Here is a 22,907-nt window from a genome sequence, read left to right as displayed (position 1 = left end):
ATGTTTTAACGCTTAATAGACAGTGAAAGTAATGATATTGTTCCATATTTACAAAAAACTAAAAAAGAGTGATAAGAATTCCGTAAATTTGGAATCCTCATCACTCTCGTTTGATATTGTGCAAATCATGAATATGAAATAAGAATTTCTAGTTTTTAAAAATAATCTCAATTTTCTAACTAACGGGATAAAAATCATGTATTTGTTCTATTTTTAATAATTCATAAATTCGTTGAAATGTTCGCATCAAATTCATCTGATGTTTTGGTATCTATTTTTCTCCCATCAATTGTCATCTTTATTTTTTGTTTTTGGTTTGCTGTTACCACCCAAGCGTTCGGTAAATAACGATCTTCATGGGATAATGTAGACGGTGAATTTATAACCTTTCCTCCTAAATATAGCGTAGCAGAAGAACCTCCATCCATTGCCATTGCATTTATAGCTCCTTTTTCATATAGAATATCTTGACACTCTTTCAACGTAGCTCCTATACTATGTGTCTGTCTACCGTCAATAACTAGAAACATAATTGTACCATCTTCTTTTTGGGCCATAGTACTTCTTGGAGCCGACCCCCAACCGCCGTCTCCTTCTGTAATCATTTTTTCTCCATTTACAATTAACTGTGGCATAAATCCAGCTGCGGAAACGACTTGTTTATCCAACAGTTGTTGGGTAGAATAATTTCCTGTTATCATTTGACCAAACTTTGTTAATCCCGTAATAATTGTAGGGGCATTTCTATCCATATTTGTATCAATAGCTTTCCCATTTTCTATCACAATTCCAGTAGCAACATTTCCTCCACCCCTTCCTGTTTCGTCAGCAAATCCACTTGCATTCACAGCAACAAGTGCATGATTACGCTTTGCCATTACGCTAATTTTTTCTCCCCTGTTAGCGCCCTGTGTTCCTTGATGGCTAACAAGTTTAACATTGAAGGGATTGCTAATAGTAACTAATTTTCCTTCAAAAAGAAAGCGACTATCTTTGTTACTTTTAATCGTTTCTACATCAATTTCTAATGGCTGATTTTTAAATTCTTCTAATCTTTTTCCTGCTATTTTTTTATAAATATGCTCATCACTATTTGACCATTTCGGATGATTAATTCTATCTTGCAATTTATCTAGTTCCTTTTGGGATAGGAATGTATATTTCGCATATTGTGGATGCTGAGAAGTTAATATACTCCCAGCGATTGTTATACGAAGCTCTCGGCCATAGCTAGTACCAAATAGTATTCCTACGCCAATAATCATTAAAATAGAAAATAGAAGCAAAATTCGTTTGAAGATTTTTCTTAGATGTTTCATAGTTTTATCCTCCAGCATTCATTACATTCAATAAATCCATTAAAATATTATTTATCTAAAGACAAAAGTGTTTGATTTCCCCATGCCTGAATTCCCCACTATGTTTTAGCAATTAAGGCAACATACTTATTCCGGATTTCGTTTTTTCAGTGTATATTTATAAATTTAATAACGTTTTTGCAACCATGAAGTAAATTACTAATCCTGTTCCGTCAACAAATGTTGTAATAAATGGACCTGAAACAACTGCAGGATCTAGTTTTAATTTTCTTAGAATTAAAGGTAAAACAGCTGCTACAAGAGAGGCCCAAATAACAATAAATAATAAAGTAATTGCTACAACTTGCGCAACTTCTGTTCCAACTCCTAACATATAAGCACGAGTGAGGCCAGCTATCCCAAGTGCAAGTCCAAGAAGCATACCAATTGCAAATTCTTTTTTCATTACACGGAAAATGTCTTTAAATTTCACCTCTCCAATACCAATTGCACGAGTAATTGTTGCTACAACCTGTGTTCCTGTATTCCCTCCAGTACCTACTAATAATGGAACAAAGAAAGCAAGGGCAACTACAGTTTCAATTTCGTCTTCAAAATACTTTAATACTGTACCTGTATATGCCTCAGCAACAAAAAGAAGTAATAACCATGGTAGACGTTTTAGGAAAATGCTCCAAATACTAGCTTCAAAGTAAGATTGATTCAATGGTTCACTTCCGCCTAACTTTTGAATATCTTCTGTAGCTTCTGCTTCCATAACATTCATTACGTCATCAAATGTTATAATACCAATCATTTTATTATTTGCTGTTGTGACAGGTATTGCTGCTAAATTATAATTCAGTAGCTTTTTTACAACTTCTTGCTGGTCAACTTCAGCGTGTACTGAAATTACCTCTGGCATCATGATAGTAGATAACATCTCTTCATCTGTTGCTAGTAATAACTCATGTATGGAAACGATTCCCTCAAGATAACCATGACTATCAAGAACATAACTATAAGATATTGATTCTACATTTTCAGAATGTTCCCTAATATACTTCAATGTCATTTTTACTGACCAATTTCCTCTAACTGCAACAAAATCACTTGTAACAAGACTTCCTGCCGTTTCAGGTTTGAAAGTCATTAATTTTTTTACGTTATGTTTTGTAATTTTATCTAGATACGCCATTAATTTAGCCTGTTTTTCCGGATGAACCGCTAGAAGTAAATCTACTAATTCATCAATCGGTTGTAAATTCAGTAACTTTTTAGCTTTATTTTCAGATAAGTGAATTAAGATATTATATTTTTCTTCTGCACTCATATATTGAAGAACTTTAGAGCTTTTTAATACAGGAATCGTATTTAGTAATATGACTTGATCTTCAATTGAAAACTGTTTTACTTCTTGCGCAATATCATACGACGGAAGACGTAAAACTTTCTCTGCATCCAAGTTATTTTTGGTTATAAGTAATTCCTTTAATAATTTCTTCATGTTAACTCCTCCTCATATTGCTAAGGGAGACTCTAGAGTTTCATGAGTGGTTTTGTTTTATTTTATCTGTCTTAAATTTTTTATTAGAGCAATAATAGTTACATTGCAATCAATTCATTAGTTAGAATTACCTCCTTTTTGAATATAGACAAGATAAAAATAAATAACATTAAACAGAAAAACCTTTACTCAAAAAGGAGTAAAGGTTTTTTCACAATACAAATAAATGATTATTAAGACAGCTCTGCCGAAATCACAGAGGTGCCTTTCTATCAAATCGTATACCACTCCCTCGTTGAGTTTTAGCACTGTATAGCATAGGTTTTTATAACCAGCTACATTAAGAAGGGCCTTAATCCGACCGTTCCTGTTGACCCATTGGCGTCTCTCGACATTTTTGGGCAGCAGCGTTTCTCTATACAGGAGCCTCACCTAACAAAGTTTATTGAATTACTTCAAAATTTAAACCAGAATTTAATATTTGTCAACTGACTTTCAATTCCATTTATAAAAAAATCTTTTATAGAAAATGAAATTATATTTTATTATAAATTTAAAATTCCCCTTAAAAAACATAGAATTCAAATAGATTTAATTCGAATAAACGTAATAAAACATATGAAACTTATTGTTTTTAATCAAATTCCAACTTTATAACAAAAGATGAATAATTAGTCATTCTGTATATGAAAAGAACATTCACAAAAAAATCTTTTTTTATGATTAAAATCTTCTTTACTGTTTATCAAATTTATATGGTTAAACTACTTAATCAAACGATACACTACAAGTCAAAAATATGTACTTATACAGAATGATTACAGACATTTTTTCATATCATTTCTCAAAGGACTATAAAGCAAGAAAACAAATAAAATTAGCAATATGGTTGCTTGACAAGCAAAAAAAATATATTTATGCTTGCTACACGAAACAAACACATAAAATTTATATTGCTTAACCTGTTAGGTGAGGCTCCTATGCAAACACAGGCTATTGCCCAAAAATGTCGAAAGACGCCAATGGGTAGAACAGGAATTGTCGGATTAAGGCTCTTCTTAAGATAGCTAAGTAATGAATTTTCATTACTTTACGTTGTATAGTGCCAAAGCTCTACTAGAGGGAAAAAAGCCTTATTTAGTCATGCCATTTTGAATCCCTCTAGTTACATACTAGGGGGATTTTTTGCGTAAAGAACAGGGAATAAGCGATAGAATCTTCCTAAACAAAAGTCATATTTAGTAATTAACGAGAACAAGATTCTATTCATTAGCAAATGTAATATTATGTTTTGTTTTAAATCAGGAGGATATTAAAATGAAAAAAATATTAAAACTCGATTATCTATTGCTCCTTCCTCTATTCATAACATGTACTTTAGGTATTATCATGATGTATAGTGCAAGCTCCATTGTCGCTGTTCAACATTACGGTTATAACAGTAGACATTTTGTTGATTCTCAATTAACAAAGCTACTTTTAGGAACAATAGGATTAATAATTTGTGCTTTACTCCCATATGAAATATGGAAAAAACGAATAGTCTCAATCTGTATTATGGTTGGGGGGATTTTTTTATTAATTATGGTTTTATGGAAAGGAAAAGTGGTAAATAATGCTCAATCATGGATCTTTGGAATACAGCCAGCTGAATTTCTTAAGTTAGGAACAATCCTTGTAACAGCCCGTTTTTTTGCATTGCGACAAGAACAAGCTAAAAATAACTGGAGTGGTATCGGAAAACTTTTATTTTTTTTAGCTACAATTTTTTTTCTTATCTTTAAACAACCAAATTTAGGATCTGCACTTTTAATATTAGGTATAGGTTTTAGCATATTTCTTTGTTCAGGAATAAATATAAATCTACTAATCAAAAGAACTACCATCGGTTCTATTTTATGGTTACCTATTTTATATTATTTGATTCAATATAGTTTATCAGAAGTTCAAAAGACACGTATTACTACGATTTTCAATCCCTTTCTTGATGCGCAAGGAAATGGATACCAGCTTGTAAACTCTTTTATTGCCATGGGCTCTGGAGGAATCACTGGTCGTGGATTTGGAAATAGCATACAAAAAACAGGTTATCTTCCAGAACCACACACTGATTTTATAATGGCAATAGTTTCTGAAGAACTAGGATTTATTGGTGTATTTATTCTATTGGTTGGAGTTTTGACTATAGTACTTCGCTCCTTAAAAATTGCACAATTATGTGTAGATCCATTCGGCAGTTTTATAGCAATTGGTATAGGATGTATGATTGGTATGCAATCAGTTGTAAATTTAGGTGGTATTACGGGACTATTTCCTCTTACAGGTACTCCATTTCCATTTGTAAGTTTTGGTGGAAGTTCTTTAATGGTGAATTTAATAGCAATAGGAATATTGCTTAATATCTCAATTTTCAATAAAATAAGACTTTCTCCTTTTTAAAATCTATTGTACTATAGTCATTTTTGTTACATTTAGAGAGATTATACAGGCTTTCATAATGATTTGATCAAACTGTAGATTTATTAATTTTAAACGAACATTTAAAATATTTTATAGCATAGAATAGACAGTATACAGTAGACACCACTAATATCTACTAGGTGAATAAAAAGAAGGAGAAAATAAATGACTCTAAATATAAATAGAGTATTCCCACGTAATTGGTATGCTGTGAGTTATGTAAAAGATATAAAAAAGATTCCAGTAAAAAAAAGAGTTGCTGGCAAAGATTTTGTATTATATCGGGATGAAAAAGGCGAAGTTCAGGCTCTATCACCTTACTGCCCTCATCGTGGCGCTGACTTATCACTGGGACAAGTAGTAAATGGTAAACTAGTCTGTCCCTACCATGGTTGGGAGTTCGATAGTTGTGGTACTTGTGTAAGAATTCCATCCCAACCCAATAAACCTATCCCGAAATTTGCTCATACCTTCTCATACCCTGTAAAAGAAAAGATTGGGTTGATTTGGATATACCCTGATAGTGAGGAAAATCCACCTGAATGGCAAACTTTTCATGTAATGGAGAACACTCCTTTTAAACTCTCTTTCTTCCACGCCACTTGGAATGCACACCTTACTCGATCAATCGAATCTGTGCTGGATATTGCTCATCTTGCTTATGTACATAAAAAAACGATTGGTAGAAAAACAAAAGCCGAATCAACCAATTATAAGCTGGAGGGAACACTGGATCAGTTTATATTCTCAAATGGTGATGCTTACCTTGAATACAAATTCCCACATCAGTGGATGCTTCACAGTGGCAAACAGGAGAATGAGTCATTTATTCAGTATATTACGTTTACACCAATTGATGAAGAAGAGACATTAATTATGGGATATACCGGAAGGACATTTTTAAAGTACTTCCCTTTACTAGACCAAATTTTAGCTAAATTTAGTTTAAGAGTACTAAAAGAGGATCAAATTATTGTAGAAAGTCAACATCCTAGACCTATACCAGAAGCTTTAAAAATGGAGGCCCATGTTCATGCAGATATGGCTCAAGTTCAGTTTAGAAAACGTTGGTTTCAGTTTTTACAAAATGGGTCTTGTTTTTCACTTGATTAAAGGCACGTAACGCAGTATTAAATATAGGTGTAGTGATGTTGATAGACGGTGGATGCTACCCCATCGCCATCAAGCTAAAATTTTATAGTACCCCCTGAACCCAATTTTGTACTAACTCGTAACAAAAAATCCCTTCAAAAAAGAAAGGCGCCTATGCACCTTTCTTTTGTAATGCATTCTCACTCTCTTAGCATTCAGAATCCCTTATGAATCACTTTAATGCATCATTGTACGAACCTAATTACCCTTTAGAAAAGTAATAATTTGTCTCCTTACTTTTCAGTAACATATTTCCTCTTATTATTAAAAATAAGTCGTTTCTACTTAATATTTTTACTATAACTCTAACTAGTGCTAACCAAAGGATCATAATAAGCCAAATATAATTTATTAATCACGTTTAAAGTACATAAGTCTGCACTGATTGAAAATGCAGAACCAGCATTAATATCGTTTAGCGTATTTGTAATCCGCTAACGACTTAAATCACCTTATTTCACTCTCTTCGGTAAAGCTGAGCCTGAATGTTCAATTACTGGATGAACATAAACATTAATGTCAGCATTACTAAAATAATTTTCACCTTGATCCCAATTCTTACTTATTTTCTTTCATTCTTTATAATTATTCCGCTTATATACTTCTCCTAATGCTAATACATCCACCTTATATTTTTTTGAACAAGCTTTATTGATTTTTGAATCCTTTGCTCCATCTCTTTTGAAATATCCTTCGTTAAGCGTTTTTCATCCATAACTTGTTTATAATCGCTAAAATGCAACTCCGCCAAAGTACCTTCGAGAAACAAATGAGTATCAAACTTCGGTTTTGTAGTATTTTCAGTAAAAACCTTTATTTTTCGGTGTAATTTATGAATTTCATATGTAATAAGCTGATTCTTTTCACGTATGGTAAAATAGCCCCCTAATTTCTCACCAATTACAAAGTTCATTCCCAGTGTTTGTTCTCCGTTTAACATTCCAACACACTTGTTATCTTTCCCACGAAACAATGCAGCCCCATCCATTTCTATCCCTTGTTTTGTTGGACTTAAGATAGGTAATACAAAACTGCGTTTTGAAATTATCTTTTCCTGCACATCACCAATTCTTGCCGCCTCCACCATTTGAGCGTTTTTGGGAGGATGTTCAGCTAGCATATCAATATACTGTGCCGGTAAATTTTCTGGTTTTGCACTTTGTTTCAAGATAGCTTCTGCATTTTTTTTCAGAAACAAATAGACGGATGTTTCTTCTCATTTCATGATCACGAATATATACATCTAGCGTATTCTGTAAAGCATTAGGATTCGAGAGTAATTTTTCAGAAAAAATAATTCACGACTAATTTTTTTTAGCAATAATTCGTATTTGTTCAAATACACTATCTGCTTTTGCACTCACATTAATATAATTATTCCCTGCCCCTTTTCCACCTTGCTGCGCTAACTTACTGGGAAGTACCATCTGATACGTCCCTTTCATAATTGGATTTGATTTCTTTTCCTTAACAATATCGTAAGACGCACCTACTACAAATCCTCTTTCTTCTATCTCCACTAACTCAGAGCAACCACTGTATTTTTCTGTTTAACTGTTGGGCTTCAGTTCATAATGAAACATATTTTTACATAAAAGACTTTCGTATATAAATTTTTCAAATGATTTATTAGCGAATTGTTGACCAATATCACTTTTTTGAGTGAGTAATTTTTTAGATTGATGATGTAATGAATTTTGTTCGTTTCTTTTATGTAAAATATTCTAGTTTTGCATTAGGAAAGAACTGTTTCATATAGGAATACAGATAGTTTTTTATATCCTCTTCTTCTTCTTTTTGATAAATGTATTTTCCGATTCCATATTTCCCCCATTTATACCTCCTTTTCTCTTCATCTAATTCTAGTTTTGTCATCGGGTAGTTTTTTTCAATTACTCTCTTAGCTGGCTTTGTAAAACGATGTTGAATAAATTCAAATGTAATATCATCCCGTGCATCAAGAGGTAATTCAGCATTTAGGCGTTCAAACATATGATAGTATCCTTCCTTCCAGCCTTCATGCAGGTAAATAGGAGCTACAATGAAACCAAGAGGATATCCAGCTCTAGCTACTTTTCCTGCTGCCTCAATTCGTTTAGCTAAGGGAGAAGTTCCTGGTTCAAAGTTTTTAATCACATAATCAGCATTTACACTAAAGCGAAATCTTGTTTTTCCATTATGTTTAGCATCAAGTAAATGATCTACATGGTGGAATTTCGTAACAAACCTCAATTTCCCATATTCAGATTCTCCAAAATGCTCAATGGCCCGTTTAAGGGTATGCGTTAAATAATCGATTCCTACAATATCTGAAGTACACGACGCTTCAAATCTTGTTACTTCAGGTGCACGCTCTTTCATGTATTTATCAGCAGCATCTAAAATTTCTTCAACATTTACATACGTTCGTATATAAGGCTTACTTCCCATCGTTGTTTGTAAATAACAATAATGACAATGCCCCATACATCCCGTTGCAAAAGGAATTGCATACTCTGCTGAAGGCTTGGAAGTATCAAATTTCAGTGTTTTTCTAACACCAACAACCAGCGTGGATTTTGCTACTCGATACTTTTGAAAATCGTTATCTCCTGGCAAATCTCTTACTTGATTATGGGAAGTAGTATGTCGAATTTCAACATCCATCTTTGAAAACTTCTCAAACAGCTCTTTCCCCAAAGGATAATCTAATGCTTTCGGTTCAAAATATACGAGCTTAGGCATAAATGGCTTATTCATTCAAACATCCCCTCTGAAATATCACCATAATAGTAAGTGTAAGCTTGGTTTGCCTCATCTTCGGTAGCATATATAGCCATCTCATTTGTTAGTGGATAATACGTTTCGTAAAGAAATAGTGCTAATTCATTAGGTCTTTCAGGATTATTTACAACTGCTGCAGCTTGTATGTTAGCTACGTCTTGAGTATGAGGATTTCGGTAAAAAATATAAACAATGTCACCAGCATGATACGTATTACTTTCAGAAGAAAATTCCATTCCATCACCATCTCATTTCATAAAATTCAATGCTCACAGTTTTACTTTCTAATTTCCTTGTAGTGTAACTATTTAATTACATTGATAATGATTACGCCATACAAACATATTTTGAAAAATGAATAATAAATGTATTCCCAAAAAGGCAAGCATATATCAATGCTTGCCTTTCGTTCTAACGACGATGTTCAACAAGATCGATTACACCTAAAACGACGTGTGCTAAACCAAAACCAAATACTGTATTTGCAATCATTTTATTAGTTCCACGAGTTTGTTTAAGAGCATAACCTGCTGCTGTCACTGCTGTACCTAAAGCTGTTGGAATTAATCCTTCACGAATGTCCACAGTGATGCCTCCTTGTTTCGTAGTTAGTAAATTTGTTTTAATGACTCGAAGTAAAGTATTAAAACAAGTATTAGTATTTTTCTTTTTAATAAAATTATGTGAAATTCTTATGAATAATATTTTAAATCCATAACAGCTATAAAGATTGAAAAAATTATTAATTAACAAATAAGAAAATATCTTCAAAACGTATTTTTATATGAAAATTTTATACCTCAGACAAAAAAATATTTGCGAAAATTCTCTTCATAAAAAGTGCTCCTAAATTTATATATATAGGAGCACTTTTTATGAAACACTATTCTTTATTTGCTTATGAACCACTTTATTATAATAACCATGCTTTACAACTTGCCTAAAATCATCTACCTCGATATTCATTCTTTCCGCAATATCTACAACAATTGTATTTTGTAAAACATTCACCACAAATCCCATTAATTTCAAATTATGATTTTTACGATATGAAAATTGAACGTAATCCCCAAGTGTTACTTCTTTATTATGTTTCATTTGGCGCCCCCTAAATTATCGATAATTATACAATAGTTTCCCCCTTTTTTACTTCTACATACGGGGTCACCAGTTTATCATTTTAGCCAATTCATCTCCCACCTACTTATTTTGCGTTCCTTGAGGAAGGGGTCTTCTTGGCTAAAATGATAAAAAAAGACAAACTCTCGAATGTGAGGAGTTTGTCCAAAACCATGATTCCTTTAGTTTAACAATATAGAATTCAGTTCCGATAAGAATCTTTTTTTCATATCCCACGGTTTTTGCATCGATACTAACAATAGTGGATTAGAATAATGACTTAATACTTGCTAGGACAGTAAGAATACCTATAATAATGACAAATACATTGCTAGATTTCCCTTTGTATTTAGCAAGTACTGATACTTTATGGATTGCATACATTGGTAGTATACATAAGATAGCAGCAACTAGCGGACCGCTAAGGGCATCAATGATTCCAAGAATACTTGGATTTGTATAAGCAACATACCAGCATGTTAATACGACAAAAGTAAGAATCATTGTCTTAACTGTTTTTTCTCCTATATCTTTCCCACGTTTTTTACTGGACTTGATAATCATGTCACGCATTACCTCATACGCTCCTATATAATGACCAAGGAAAGACTTTGTAATAGCCACAAATGCAATGATAGGAGCTGCAATAGTGATTACTGGCGAATTAAGCTCATTAGCAAGATATGATAGGATTGACAAGTTCTGTTCTTTTGCCACCTTAAGATCATTTGGAGTCAAACTTAAGGTACTGCTCCAAACAAAGAACATAACAACTACGAATGTCATAATATAACAAACTTTTTGTATTTGAGCACATTTAGCATCAGTAGCATCTATTCCATACGTAGCTCTCTGTTTCATAACAAATGACGAAATCATAGGCGAATGATTAAACGAGAATACTATAATTGGAAGTATCATCCATATCGTTCCTAAATATCCTGTTCCTGTTGAAGCAGTAGAAACAGCTGAAAAACTAAGCATTGACGTATTCCACTGTGGAATCAAAGATATTGCGATAAAAAGTAGAGAAGCTATAAAAGGATACACTAGCATGCTCATGATCTTTACAGTTATATCTTGACCAAAATTTAGTATAGTGATAAGACCGAGTACTAAAACAAGCGATAAAATGGACCTTGGAGGCTCCGACATGTGCAATTGATGCACGATAAAGCTACTAGCGGTATTTGTAAGTGCGACCGAGTACATCAGCACGATCGTATAAATGGAGACAAAATATACAAGATTAAAAATGATACTTGCCTTATTTCCAAAATACTCTCTTATTGTACCTGTAATCCCCTCATCGGCAGAGTTCGAAGCGTAAATCATTTTAGCAAGCGCCCTATGTGAATAATACATAACAGGATATGCAAGTAATGTAATTAACAGCAATGATAATAAACCACCTGAACCTGCATTAATCGGTAAAAAGAGTACTCCTGCTCCAATTGCTGTTCCAAAAAGGCTCAATGCCCAGGTAGTATCCTGTTTATGCCACTTTTTAGGGTCTAAATATTTCTCATTTTTTACTGCAGTGTTATCAGCTTGAAATTCTATGTTTTTTGCAGTATTCCCATCCATATAATAATTCCTCCTTGTGTCCTATTCTTAATTCTCTTTTTAAGATATAGGAATATAGACCGTTCTTGAAAAATGAATAGCTTATATAGTGCCCCACAACGAATATCCCCCTTCTAGGTTAATAAAAATCAAAAAATTAGCGAAGCATCAACCTGAAGAGTTTGTTACCACTTATAAAATATTTTAATTATATAGTAGTATATTTTATTGATAACTCCCCCAATATACAGACATCCTTAGGCGAACAATAGAGTAAAGATTGTTAAAAACTTCACAATGTATTCGATAACTTATTGATTTGATTGTTTCTCCCCAAAGATTTTATTTTTAATGGAAATTCCTGTAGGTGTAGCTGCAATACCACCTAAACCTGTCTCTCTTAATTCGCGAGGCATCTGTCTTCCAACTCTATACATGGCTTCAATCACTTCGTCAGCATTGATGAGATTGTTTACGCCGGCTAATGCGATGTCCGCTCCTGCTAAAGCATTTGCCGTTCCAATGGCGTTTCTCTTTACACAAGGAATTTCTACCAAACCAGCGACCGGATCACAAACTAAACCGAGTAAATTTTGTAATGCAATCGAAAAAGCTTCAGAAGATTGCTGTGGCGTTCCACCCGCAGCTTCTACCGCAGCTGCAGCCGCCATCGCTGAGGCACTTCCTACTTCAGCTTGACATCCTCCATACGCTCCTGAAATACAAGCGTTGTTTGCGACTATCGTTCCAAATAACGCTGAAGTGAATAGAAAATGAATCATATCTTCATGACTTAACTGCAACGTATCTTTAATACTAAATAGGACTCCTGGAATCGTCCCACTCGCACCTGCTGTTGGAGTTGCACAAATAGCTCCTAATGCAGCATTTACTTCATTAACACCGATAGCACTTTGAATCCCTAACACCATCAAATCTCCAGAAAGAGTTTTCCTATTTTCTCGATAGTTTTTAATTTTCACAGCATCCCCTCCGGTCAAACCTGTTGGAGAAAATACACCGTCGCCCTCGATACTTTTATTTATTGCATGTTGCATAGTCGCTAAATTTCGTTCCATTTTACTCCATACTTCTTCATAAGAAGTTTTAGTTTGTTTGATTTCCTGTTCGATTGCTAATTCATAAATTTGCTTTTGGCTTTTATTAGCTGCATCCACAATTTCTTTTATGGCCATATACATATTTTTCACTCCTTAATGTGACTAAAGAATAATAAGATTAGCTATATTGCTTAAATCTCCTAATTCCTTCTGAGCATTACCTGGCAATATCGAATCCAAAGCGAATGCATATAAATATTTTGTTTTATCTTCCAAACTATGAAAGTTGTTAATTTCCACATCATATTGTTTAAAGATCCTGCGTAAAACAAATTCAAAGTCAGCTCTTTCTGAAATCGCAATAACAACTGGCAATGGCCCCTGCAGATTTAAGCTAAATCCATCAATTTCAACATTTTTGACTTCAATCAACCCACCACCGACCGAAATACCCATTACTCTAATACTTCGACTTTCATCCTCTGCATATACATCTGCCGTATTTGGATGACCAGCAGGACTATTACCCAATTGTTCAATAAAGGTAATGTCAATTCCCTTAGACTCTGCTATTTTAATAGCATCTGGCACTTTGCTGTCATCAGCAGCTAAGCCTAATATACCAGCAATAATTGCAAAATCAGTTCCGTGACCTTTATGGGTTTCAGCAAATGATTCATAATACTTTACCACAACTTTTTTGGGAAGACCTTGAAATAATTTATTAGCAACTGTTCCAATAGCCAAAGCACCTGCAGTATGTGAACTTGAAGGGCCTATCATTATGGGCCCAATCACATCAAAACAACTTTTGTATTTAACAATCTTTTTTTCTTTAATAGATGCTACATTCATGTTCATATAAGCACCCCCATAATTTATTATTTTTAGCTGTAGTTGAATCTAAGTTATTAGAATGATCGATTCAAAACAAATTTCGTTTGATAACGCTTTCTTTATTGAGTTGAATAAACTTCCCTTCTAATCCGCTATCCTCCGTATAGTAATCATATCAGTATGTCCAATTTTAAAAAATTACTGGCAAGTTCTTTAGAATTTTTAATCCAAAACGAGGTTTGATATTTTCTCTAGAGGTAATAAATTGTGTCTCGACGCCCTCATTATAACTTGTATATTTATAAGTTTAATCTTTTTTTATTTTTAGAAAGATTGAATAGACAGAATTTTGAATAGGTAATAAATTACACTTAGTATGTAGCAATTGTGTCCTTTGTTTGAAGCTGTATTAGTTAGTAAAAAAGCAAAAATAACACAGAGTTCCTTTCATAAACACATTGATTATATTGAAAAATCATTATAAAGATACTTATATTGTCTTTTGTTTGAACATCTTATTTTGAAAGGGAAACCTGTTGCAATAAATAATTCATTCATATGAAAAGGAATACATTAATAAAATTTAAAAACGTTTTAGTATATTAATTATATATTTTGTATAAATATTAATTATCAAAAAAAACTAACTTCTTATTAGGATCTTAACATAAAGGATACATTCCAAATAACAATGGAGATTCTGCTTTATCAATTTCTTTATACGTTATATTTCCCTCTTTACCTGCAACAGCAACTTGTACTTTTTCATTTGTTTTCACATCTTCTGCACCTATTGCACCACCCGCCAATAATCCTGTACTTAACAGACTATCGTGAACGAAAGTTAGAGAGTTATGGAACAAAATATAATGTGTATGTACATACATTTCTTTTAAAAGAAGTTTTGTAGTATGCAACTGAATTAAAAAAATATAGATTTTTATGACTCTTTTTAGGGGATATAGCAAAGTGAGATCTTTTATATGCACATTGCTATACCGAACTAGATTTCAGCATAGTATTTTTTTTGCAACTCATTGATTTTTACCAAACACGTATAAAAATCAACAATATGAAAATAAACGACTGGCTAAAATTTTACTTTCAATAAAATAAAAAAGAACCTGCAAATTTGCAGATTCTCCTGATAATGATTTATATGAGTAAGACTCGGAAATATAATACAATGATTCAAAAATAAGTTCAAGTAAATTCAAAGAACCGGCTAGAGTTCGAGTTCTTTCAGAAGTGATGATGTTTTCTAGGCTTCGCAAAGTGAGAAAATACAAGAATATAATACATCGAGATTTAGAGAATTTCAATACTTAAATTAGAGGTTATTTTAATGTGATGTAACATCAGCATTTTGAAGGAATAGCAATGAATATCTTATACATCCCCAGTCTACATAACGCTTTATTATCAGTAGAAAGAAAAAGGAAAATCCCTACTTCCACAATAAATCCGCCTTGCTACTCTATTCATTTTTTGATACATTCCTATCCACCGTTTTAAGGTTCTCTTTTGTACTGTGTTAGCCAAAAAATTGTATAAATCATAATTCGTTTTTCTTCCACCTGTTTCACCCTTTCTACACCCTAGTTTTACAAAATAAGAAGTCATCAAAACTTATATTTATTACTTTCTGTTATCTCCTCTCTCTTGCTCTATGCATAGCTACTAAAAAAAGAATTTACAGGACGATAAAAAAAAGCCAAGTGCATTGCACTCGGCTTTATGGTCGATTAAACAATTTCACTTCAGACGTATTAAACTGATGTAGATAGTCTTTAGTAGAAGTATAACCTGAATTCATGAGTGTTTTCTTTTCTTCTTCTGTGATATCAAAATTAAACGCCGACGTAAAGAATGTATTAATAAATACAGTGCGGGCAGCATCTTCTTTGGTGGTTTTTCCGCTCTCATGACCTTTGATCATGGTTTGAGACAAATTCCATGCAAAATGAATAAGAGAATGGCCAATATGATGTTCTGTTGAGGTTGCGATATGTTTTAACATGGCAACCTCCGCCTGAGATTCTAAACGGAAACCAAGTGTTTCTTTGTTGTAGACAATTTCATCTGTAGGATCAAAGAAAGATGCATTGTATTTCGTGTGTAAGCTTCTTAATGTAAAATGATCCTCTATATTGCTTATCAGTTTATTAACCTCGTCAATCGTATCTGTGGTCGTGAAGTGTTCTTCTTTATTCACAAAACTTTTTCGATCAAATAAACGAATTGGGTAGTTATCGAGTACACCTCCGTCTACATAATAATCTTTATCCCATTCCACAGATTTAAAAAAGAATGGGATGGACATCGAAATCCGCACAGCAACTACTAATGGGACATCAGGTGTCGTTTCGCGTGAAAACGTACGAAGCTGGTGTGTAGAAATGTTCGTTCCTTGGAAAAACACGTCTTTTCCTGTTTTGTCATACAACTGCTGAAAAGTTGTGTCCTTACTCCCTGTCCACTTTTCAACAATCTTTCCTACCCACTCAGTGAAGAAATCCCCTTTATAGATACCAAAACCATCAAAAAATAAACGAATGTTATCTTGTACAATCGAAAAATCATCATCTTTAAACGCTTTGAAATTCATGTCTTTGTGGATTTTTACAAGATCTGCGAATGGAATGGAAAGACCTAAAAGTAATGCAGTAATCGCTCCTGCTGAAGTCCCTCCAAATCGTTGTATTTCTGGTAAAATCCCTTCTTCATTTAGTGCACGGATGGCACCTATATAAGCGCTTCCCTTTACCCCGCCACCTTCAAATACTAAGTTACGAAATGGATATGCCATTATATACCTCCAATAAAGAAATTTTCGATCTGTTATAGTATCGGAAGTATATTGAAATATATTCCAAATGGTATTAAGAAAGTTTCATGTCCTCCGATACGTATGGCCGAATTATCTTTATTCAATGGATGAATTGTTTGAAAGAGAAGAAATTTGCTTGGAATGGTAATTTAGTAGGATAGGAAACAGGAAACGGAGCGCATCTTTGGATGCACTGAATAATATCCCCTTTTGAAATCGTATATAACGTAACTTCTTTTCCGATGTCCAAGTAAAATCACGAGTAAGAAATCAAGGAATAATCTACATTTCATAAATCCCTCACTCTCTTTAACATACAATTCAGTGAAATAATTTGTTTCAAATACGTAGAAATATGGTTTAACCAGCAATCAATGATCAGGTCTTCTTACCCTAAGTAAACCTAAATCTATTTGTCTCCATACAGAAAGGAATAAATAGTTTTGTTCCTATTCATGAAATAGTACAATATATGCAAAATTACATATCTAATTAATTGCTTTTAATGTTATATTTTAATAGCGATGAATGCTATTATTTCATAAGTTGTCAACAAGCGTTATGTATGTATGAGAAAAGGGAAGGAGCCAAATAGGCCCCTTCCTTTTTCTACTAATTAACTAAATTACTCTCTGGTAAAAATTTAAATAGTAATGCTCATTTACAGGCGTCTGATTATGCATTAAACATGCTAACTTTGCTTGCTGTCGGAAAAATTAAAAACGATAGCATTAAGCTATTAAGAGACAAAAATTCATCAACACGAAGACAGATTTGTCTTGGCTAGATAAATTTGGTGATAAATACAGGAAATAAATCTTACGATTCAATGATTCTTTTTCCTGCCTTCTACCCTTGCCACTTCTGTTTCATGACTTGTAAATAGAGATCTTCAAACTCGTTAAAATGGATGCGAAAAACATCTAATGTATCGATATAAGCAGAAATCACATCTTTTTCATTAAAATGGATACCTTCCTGTGCTAAGTCATAGCTATCATTAAGGCTGTATAAATCAAAATATTCTTCTTCCCAATACAGGCCTCTATTTACTAGTAATCGAGTAGAGCAAGTAATCGCTTGTTTAATATTCCATTTCTGAGCTACTAACTTTTCATTTAAGACTGAAAGAAGGATGTTTACCAAGGGTTTTTCATCAACTATGCGGCTATATGACAGTAAAGCCGATTCTATATATATCAGCTTTGCTTTAGACATTAAAGATATCTCCATAATTTCATATGGCGGGTGATCACTTGCTTCAATCAACCTATCGCACCATGAAATAACCTCCTCTCTATTCCAAAGTCCGCAGCCTAGTCCTAATGCATACAAGTGGGCTAAAGTTTGATAAGATTTCAATATGTTTGACCTTCAATTTAACTGTATAGTGGTATTGCATTCATTTTGGAAATAATCACGCTTAGTAATAAATATAATAAGCTGCCCAAACGGACAGCTTATTTGCATTAAAAACACTATACATGAACTTTTACTTTTTTTCGACGCACAAGCCACCAAACTAAAGATAGCAGTACTAGGGGAAACGGAAATACCTGAATAAAGAAAAATACTTCCCAAAAATCGTGCATCGTACTACCAGGAGAATCTGTTGCCATCCCGCCAATAAAAAAAGACAATGGAATGACAAGTATATTTATACCTAAACTAATCATTAGGAATGATAGATTCTTCTTCCAGATTACTGGTAATGCAGCTACGATTAATAAAACCAATGCAGTACCCAGTATAAGAAACAGTGCTCCAAATAAAAATACAAAGTATAGAATAGCATTGATTAAAGGTTCCACAATAGCCCTCCTAAGGATTCATTCTATAGAAACACTCATGTTATTTAGAAAGTCAGAATGCTATACCTCTTAGTTGTCTTTCAATTTCTTCATCGCGATAGTCTTCATTTATCTGCTTAGAATACTTAATCTACTTGCTTATATTCTGGACTGCGTTAGGACATATGTTTCTATTGTACAACCAGCTAGCAAGAAACCCACACTTATCCCTGCTAATACGGTACCTTTAAAGGCTCTGTTCATATTCATTTGCCCCTTTTATCTTTTCGTATTTTTTCTCCATCCATAGACAGTCCATTATGAACGTTTTCATTATAAGTATTGTCTGCTGTTACTGTTTTACTTTCCTTACTATCTGTTTCGGCACTGATTCTTCTCGTTTACCGTTTCAGTATTACGCTTCAATTCGCATTATCATCACATAAAAAGGACATACCTATTCATATATACCCCTTTATTATTTTATATTGAAATAAATAATGGTTCAAAGTTATTTTGTGAAAATCATACAAAAATTAATAATTCATCGATTACCCAACAATAGATAATATGGATAAAGAAAAAATACTAGAGAATATCACATTGTAGTAGTCTCTAGTATTTTTTCATAGTATTTTAGCGGCTATGCAATACGGAGGGATAAAAAAGGACCTCTTACGGAAAGATAAGAGGTCATCAAGAAGATAAAAATGTTGTATTTGAAACACGCGAGTTTCTAATTCACATCATAACACAATATATCCATATATTCAATATATACATTTAAGATAAAGAATATTACATCATTAAAGATTACGGTGAACCAGGAGATAGTGCTGAAAATGAACCTACTTTGCGCAACATTTTCCCGAAAAAGCATGCGGATGTCGCACCTGCTAAGACATTTTGAATAATCTTTGCAGCTGCTACATCAACGGGTAATTTACTGTATTTCCAATCTAGAGAATCAATTGTCCAATCCCATACTTTTAAAACTAGTGCAATAGATCTTTTTAATTACATACTTAATTTATTTTTTAATGTCCAATATTTTTCTCCATTAGCTTCAAAAGAGAATTCTACCCATCCATTTGGATCTTCACGATAAATAAAGATGGTTGTTCCAGGAGTTACTGTACCAACTTTATTTTCCTCGACAGCTACATCTGGTCTACTTTTAATTTTCAAATTAAATGGATAAGGTACCTGGTAGTAAGTAGCTGATGATACAACATTTGTGCTTGAACCGTCTGCATACATTTTATACGGAATTTCATTTGATAACGCTTCGACATCTAATGTTTCAGGATTCTTTGATAATTTTTTTTCATATGTATAGTCTTCTACACGAAACGGTTTAATACGTTCCATAATGCCTGCAATTTTCTTAGCCCAGCCTTTATCTGATGCATATTTCACATTCATGCCAGTTAATGTTGGCCCGTTATAATACATACCATTTTCTTCTAAATATCTTTCTCGTACATAATTAGCATTATAAGCAATGCTATCGCCGTAGCTTGGTAAATATTTCGCATATTTAAACGGATCTCCATCATATGCACGTAGACCGAATAAATTATGTTTTTGATATGCGATTTCTGATTTTCCGTATCCAGATTCTAAAATCGCATGCGCCGCTAAATAATGAGCACTCACGCCATATTGATTTTGCGCATTGATAAAATCTTGTCCATGTCCAACTAAGGGACTATCTGAATGATATTTTGCAATAAAACTATCAATCTCTTGAGCTGTAATTTTCGAAGCCACTGTTAAATTTAAATCTTTATATGAGGTAGCAGTAATAACCTCTTTTTCATCGTTTAAATTTTGTTGTAACATATCTGTTTTTGCAGTAAGTTGAGCAGCTTCAGCACGTGTTATAAATCTATTTGGTTGCCAACCGTTCTCGGTACCATTAGAAATTTTTAAATCTATTAAAATATTGGCATGTTTTTCTCCCCAATGCCCTTTTAAATCTTCAAATCTAACCTGCTCGTTATGATTTGCTGTGCTTTGTAGTTTATATGCATTTACTAGCATGGTAGCCATAGCAGCACGAGTTACTTTTCCGGATGGATTAAAGATTCCATTACCTTCACCTTTAACAATACCAGCTTTTTCAGCAGCAGCAATATAAGGAGTAGCCCAGTGATTTTGTGAATCTGTAAAAGATGGTTTTGCATTAGGATCAATTTGTATCCCTAAAACTTTTGTCATAATTTTTGTAGCCGAAGCTCTGTCTAAGGAGTCATTTGAACCAAAAGTTCCATCTGGATAACCATTTAATACCTGTTTATCAACTAAATAGTTAACGGATTTATCAGCCCATGTAGGAACATCTGGGAATTTATGAGTATCTGCTAAAATATTAGAAGAATAGGATAATATAGCTCCTGCAAGGATACCTGTTGCAATTAATTTGTGCTTCATTAAAATAAACACCTCTACCATTGTATTTATCAAATTGAAATTTTCTATTTTTATATTTACATGTTTGTAATAATAATAAAATCGTATTATCACGCATTCAATTTGATGTAACGAGTATAGTTACTTATATACACAAGTGTCAATGAATTTCTTTTACAAAAATGCATAATTTTTACATTATTTTGTAATTGAATTATGTATAAATTTTGTAAAGGACCTTTTGATAGATTTTACCTGAATAAATCTCTTTAATTGTTAATTTGCCAATCTTTCTTGTTTACTATTAATCAATTAAAAAAAGAATTTTTTTTGTTTAAGAGCTACTTTAAAATCTTAAGTTGATGGATGTGTGAACGTACCGCTACTAAAATTCTTGCTTTTAAATCATTATTACTGTATTATATTTACGTATCAATATAAGGATTATATTATATAAAAAGGAATCAAATCTATAAGTAAGATTAAAATCCTTTTCGAAATCAAAAAGACTTTGTCAAAATCTAATATAATTTATGCTTGTCTTTTTAATATGTATCTAGTAAAAACATATTTTTTATCCATAGAATTCTGTTTTCAATGATAGGAATTAGTGTTCTAAACAAGAAACCGTACAAAGTGATCTGAAAAACCTGAGAGATATTGTATGTAGTTTGCTCATCTCCAGGTACTACAATAAAAGAGCCTTACCTTTCTAGGCAAGACTCTACTAGTTAAGTTGTATACTATTTACATGATAACTAAGAAACAGAAAACATATAACACCAAATAACAGCACCCTATTACTCCTCCTACAGCTAATACCTGTTTAACCCAACTCTTAAATTTTTGATTACTGTAAATCGCTTGCACTCTTTCCATATTTCCTCCTATTAAGCAGAACCCTTAAAGACTCTCACCTCGCTATAGTACCATTAAAAAATGAATAATAGAGATCTAATGTATAAATATGCAATATTGCATACGAAAATGTATTGTTATAATTGTAAGCGCTTACTATAATAAGGTTATAAAGATTTATTACATCTTAATACGAAAAAGAGGAGAGAATAATATGGAAATCGCAATGGCAGTTTTAAAATTTATAGGTGGAGCAATCCCATTAATTCAAGAACTACTAAAAGCATTTATGTAAATTCACTATTTAGCAATTATTTATAAAAATTATCATACAAATGATCTGTATATAAAAAATGAATTGGTTTACAGATCATTTGCGTGATCAAGGTCCCTTTAACATGACTAAGGGGACTTTTTAAAATTTTTAAATAATTAAGGTTACGTCACATCACGATCAAGTTAGCAAAATAAAATGAAACTTTAACTTGATGGTGATGGGGTAACAGTTGTGATTTAGAGATAAGATCAGATTATACAAAGTTTTGCACGTCAGCGATACTGAAAATAAACTTCGCCTTTAGTAGCAAGAATCCCCAATAAAGATAGTCAACTTGCCTATTTAGGAATAAGAGTGTCAATTTAAATGATGCATTCTGAAACACTACTCTTCTTCTAAAATAGCGTAATAATATTCATCCCACCATTCATTCCCATGTGGTATACACTTCCTGAAATAGCCTTCTCTTCTCATTCCAATCTTCTCCATTACTCGATATGATGGGGTATTTTGTGGCTGACATGTAGCTATAATCCTATGTAATTTCATTTCCTTAAAGCCATATTTCAATGTAGCTTGTGCTGCTTCAGAAGCATATCCTTTATTGAAATATTTAGGATTGAACACCCAACCAATCTCATATGTATGCTCACCAAAATATTTATGAAAAACTATATGACCAATCAGGATATCCCTATCTATTAATACTACAGGAAAGTTCTTAGCATTTTCACCAATGTTTTCATTCACAAAGTTTCTTGTATTTTCTTCAGTAAAAACCCCTTCAGGTATGTATTTCATAACATTGATATCTGATGTATACTCATGAACAGCTTGCCAATCTTTGAACTCAAATCTCCGTATTAATAACCTTTCTGTTTTTATAAACATTTACTTTTCCCCCTCAAAAAATTACAACTATATTTGAAATTCACATTTAACCCTTAAAACAAAAAAACTTGTAGGAATCTCTA

At 32.8% G+C, this 22,907-nt stretch carries 19 protein-coding genes, 4 pseudogenes and 2 riboswitches; of the genes and pseudogenes, 4 read left to right on the top strand and 19 right to left on the bottom strand.

Going from position 1 to position 22,907, the window contains the following annotated elements:
* Positions 1-221: 221 nt before the first annotated feature.
* Both NST27_RS12100 and mgtE read right to left on the bottom strand, forming a co-directional pair.
* The gene (locus tag NST27_RS12100) at positions 222-1,319 is read right to left on the bottom strand and encodes a phosphodiester glycosidase family protein (protein ID WP_000681822.1); all 1,098 of its coding nucleotides are present in this window, start codon (positions 1,317-1,319) and stop codon (positions 222-224) included.
* Positions 1,320-1,476: 157 nt separating this feature from the next.
* Positions 1,477-2,805, bottom strand: coding sequence for a magnesium transporter (gene mgtE / locus NST27_RS12095; RefSeq protein ID WP_000734823.1), 1,329 nt, complete (start codon positions 2,803-2,805; stop codon positions 1,477-1,479).
* A gap of 281 nt (positions 2,806-3,086) precedes the next feature.
* Positions 3,087-3,252, bottom strand: a riboswitch (M-box (ykoK) riboswitch).
* A gap of 507 nt (positions 3,253-3,759) precedes the next feature.
* Positions 3,760-3,936, top strand: a riboswitch (M-box (ykoK) riboswitch).
* A gap of 186 nt (positions 3,937-4,122) precedes the next feature.
* On the opposite strand from mgtE, the gene NST27_RS12090 reads away from it, so the two are divergent.
* Positions 4,123-5,244 (top strand): FtsW/RodA/SpoVE family cell cycle protein, encoded by a 1,122-nt coding sequence (locus NST27_RS12090; RefSeq protein ID WP_000722116.1) that lies wholly within the window; start codon positions 4,123-4,125, stop codon positions 5,242-5,244.
* Positions 5,245-5,430: 186 nt separating this feature from the next.
* Complete coding sequence (locus tag NST27_RS12085; RefSeq protein WP_000174200.1) at positions 5,431-6,378, top strand: aromatic ring-hydroxylating oxygenase subunit alpha; 948 nt, start codon at positions 5,431-5,433, stop codon at positions 6,376-6,378.
* Between the two features lie 241 nt (positions 6,379-6,619).
* Here NST27_RS12085 and NST27_RS12080 read toward each other — a convergent pair.
* The 14 genes and pseudogenes from NST27_RS12080 to NST27_RS12020 form a co-directional block, all read right to left on the bottom strand.
* Positions 6,620-6,688 (bottom strand): annotated as a pseudogene (locus NST27_RS12080) (HXXEE domain-containing protein); the annotation flags it as partial.
* Between the two features lie 342 nt (positions 6,689-7,030).
* Positions 7,031-7,615 (bottom strand): Ger(x)C family spore germination C-terminal domain-containing protein, encoded by a 585-nt coding sequence (locus NST27_RS29590; RefSeq protein ID WP_033689669.1) that lies wholly within the window; start codon positions 7,613-7,615, stop codon positions 7,031-7,033.
* Positions 7,539-7,937, bottom strand: a pseudogene (locus NST27_RS29585) (Ger(x)C family spore germination protein). The gene NST27_RS29590 and the pseudogene NST27_RS29585 overlap by 77 nt, the downstream one beginning before the upstream one ends.
* A 190-nt stretch (positions 7,938-8,127) precedes the next feature.
* Entirely contained in the window at positions 8,128-9,156 is a 1,029-nt protein-coding gene (gene splB, locus NST27_RS12070; RefSeq protein WP_001039638.1) for a spore photoproduct lyase, read from the bottom strand.
* Positions 9,153-9,416, bottom strand: a complete 264-nt coding sequence (locus NST27_RS12065) for a transcriptional regulator SplA (protein WP_000396090.1) — start codon at positions 9,414-9,416, stop codon at positions 9,153-9,155. The genes splB and NST27_RS12065 overlap by 4 nt, the downstream gene beginning before the upstream one ends.
* A 175-nt stretch (positions 9,417-9,591) precedes the next feature.
* A complete protein-coding gene (locus NST27_RS12060) occupies positions 9,592-9,765 on the bottom strand; it encodes a hypothetical protein (RefSeq protein ID WP_000354585.1) in 174 nt (57 codons plus the stop codon).
* A 288-nt stretch (positions 9,766-10,053) separates the two neighbouring features.
* Complete coding sequence (locus NST27_RS12055) at positions 10,054-10,278, bottom strand: DUF2187 domain-containing protein (RefSeq protein WP_000682215.1); 225 nt, start codon at positions 10,276-10,278, stop codon at positions 10,054-10,056.
* 288 nt (positions 10,279-10,566) lie between these two features.
* Complete coding sequence (locus tag NST27_RS12050; protein WP_000348960.1) at positions 10,567-11,886, bottom strand: aromatic amino acid transport family protein; 1,320 nt, start codon at positions 11,884-11,886, stop codon at positions 10,567-10,569.
* Between the two features lie 290 nt (positions 11,887-12,176).
* A complete protein-coding gene (sdaAA, locus tag NST27_RS12045; RefSeq protein WP_000281780.1) occupies positions 12,177-13,067 on the bottom strand; it encodes an L-serine ammonia-lyase, iron-sulfur-dependent, subunit alpha in 891 nt (296 codons plus the stop codon).
* A 21-nt stretch (positions 13,068-13,088) separates the two neighbouring features.
* Positions 13,089-13,787 (bottom strand): serine dehydratase beta chain, encoded by a 699-nt coding sequence (locus NST27_RS12040; protein WP_001056999.1) that lies wholly within the window; start codon positions 13,785-13,787, stop codon positions 13,089-13,091.
* Positions 13,788-14,425: 638 nt separating this feature from the next.
* Positions 14,426-14,650: a hypothetical protein gene (locus tag NST27_RS12035; RefSeq protein ID WP_098878368.1), complete on the bottom strand. Its 225-nt coding sequence runs from the start codon at positions 14,648-14,650 to the stop codon at positions 14,426-14,428.
* Positions 14,651-15,498: 848 nt separating this feature from the next.
* A complete protein-coding gene (locus tag NST27_RS12030; protein WP_000331129.1) occupies positions 15,499-16,572 on the bottom strand; it encodes a patatin-like phospholipase family protein in 1,074 nt (357 codons plus the stop codon).
* Positions 16,573-17,442: 870 nt separating this feature from the next.
* On the bottom strand, positions 17,443-17,955 hold the full coding sequence (locus NST27_RS12025; RefSeq protein WP_033689675.1) for a hypothetical protein: 513 nt from the start codon (positions 17,953-17,955) through the stop codon (positions 17,443-17,445).
* Between the two features lie 116 nt (positions 17,956-18,071).
* Complete coding sequence (locus tag NST27_RS12020) at positions 18,072-18,404, bottom strand: hypothetical protein (RefSeq protein ID WP_000433524.1); 333 nt, start codon at positions 18,402-18,404, stop codon at positions 18,072-18,074.
* 778 nt (positions 18,405-19,182) lie between these two features.
* Between NST27_RS12020 and NST27_RS29580 the strand changes: the two are divergent.
* A pseudogene (locus NST27_RS29580) lies at positions 19,183-19,275 on the top strand (peptidase M56); the annotation flags it as partial.
* On the opposite strand, the pseudogene NST27_RS12015 reads toward NST27_RS29580, so the two are convergent.
* A pseudogene (locus NST27_RS12015) lies at positions 19,263-19,376 on the bottom strand (polysaccharide deacetylase); the annotation flags it as partial. The pseudogenes NST27_RS29580 and NST27_RS12015 overlap by 13 nt on opposite strands.
* Before the next feature lie 24 nt (positions 19,377-19,400).
* Positions 19,401-20,819: an S-layer homology domain-containing protein gene (locus NST27_RS12010; protein WP_000680984.1), complete on the bottom strand. Its 1,419-nt coding sequence runs from the start codon at positions 20,817-20,819 to the stop codon at positions 19,401-19,403.
* Between the two features lie 946 nt (positions 20,820-21,765).
* Here NST27_RS12010 and NST27_RS12005 point away from each other — a divergent pair.
* Positions 21,766-21,951, top strand: a complete 186-nt coding sequence (locus tag NST27_RS12005; RefSeq protein ID WP_001987408.1) for a hypothetical protein — start codon at positions 21,766-21,768, stop codon at positions 21,949-21,951.
* A gap of 366 nt (positions 21,952-22,317) precedes the next feature.
* Here the strand turns inward: NST27_RS12005 and NST27_RS12000 are convergent, their stop codons facing one another.
* A complete protein-coding gene (locus tag NST27_RS12000) occupies positions 22,318-22,824 on the bottom strand; it encodes a GNAT family N-acetyltransferase (RefSeq protein ID WP_000470155.1) in 507 nt (168 codons plus the stop codon).
* Positions 22,825-22,907 lie beyond the last annotated feature (83 nt).

Origin of the sequence: Bacillus sp. FSL W8-0770, from assembly GCF_038008705.1 — a bacterium.
GTDB lineage: Bacteria > Bacillota > Bacilli > Bacillales > Bacillaceae_G > Bacillus_A > Bacillus_A cereus.
This window is presented reverse-complemented; position numbering and strand designations above follow the sequence as displayed.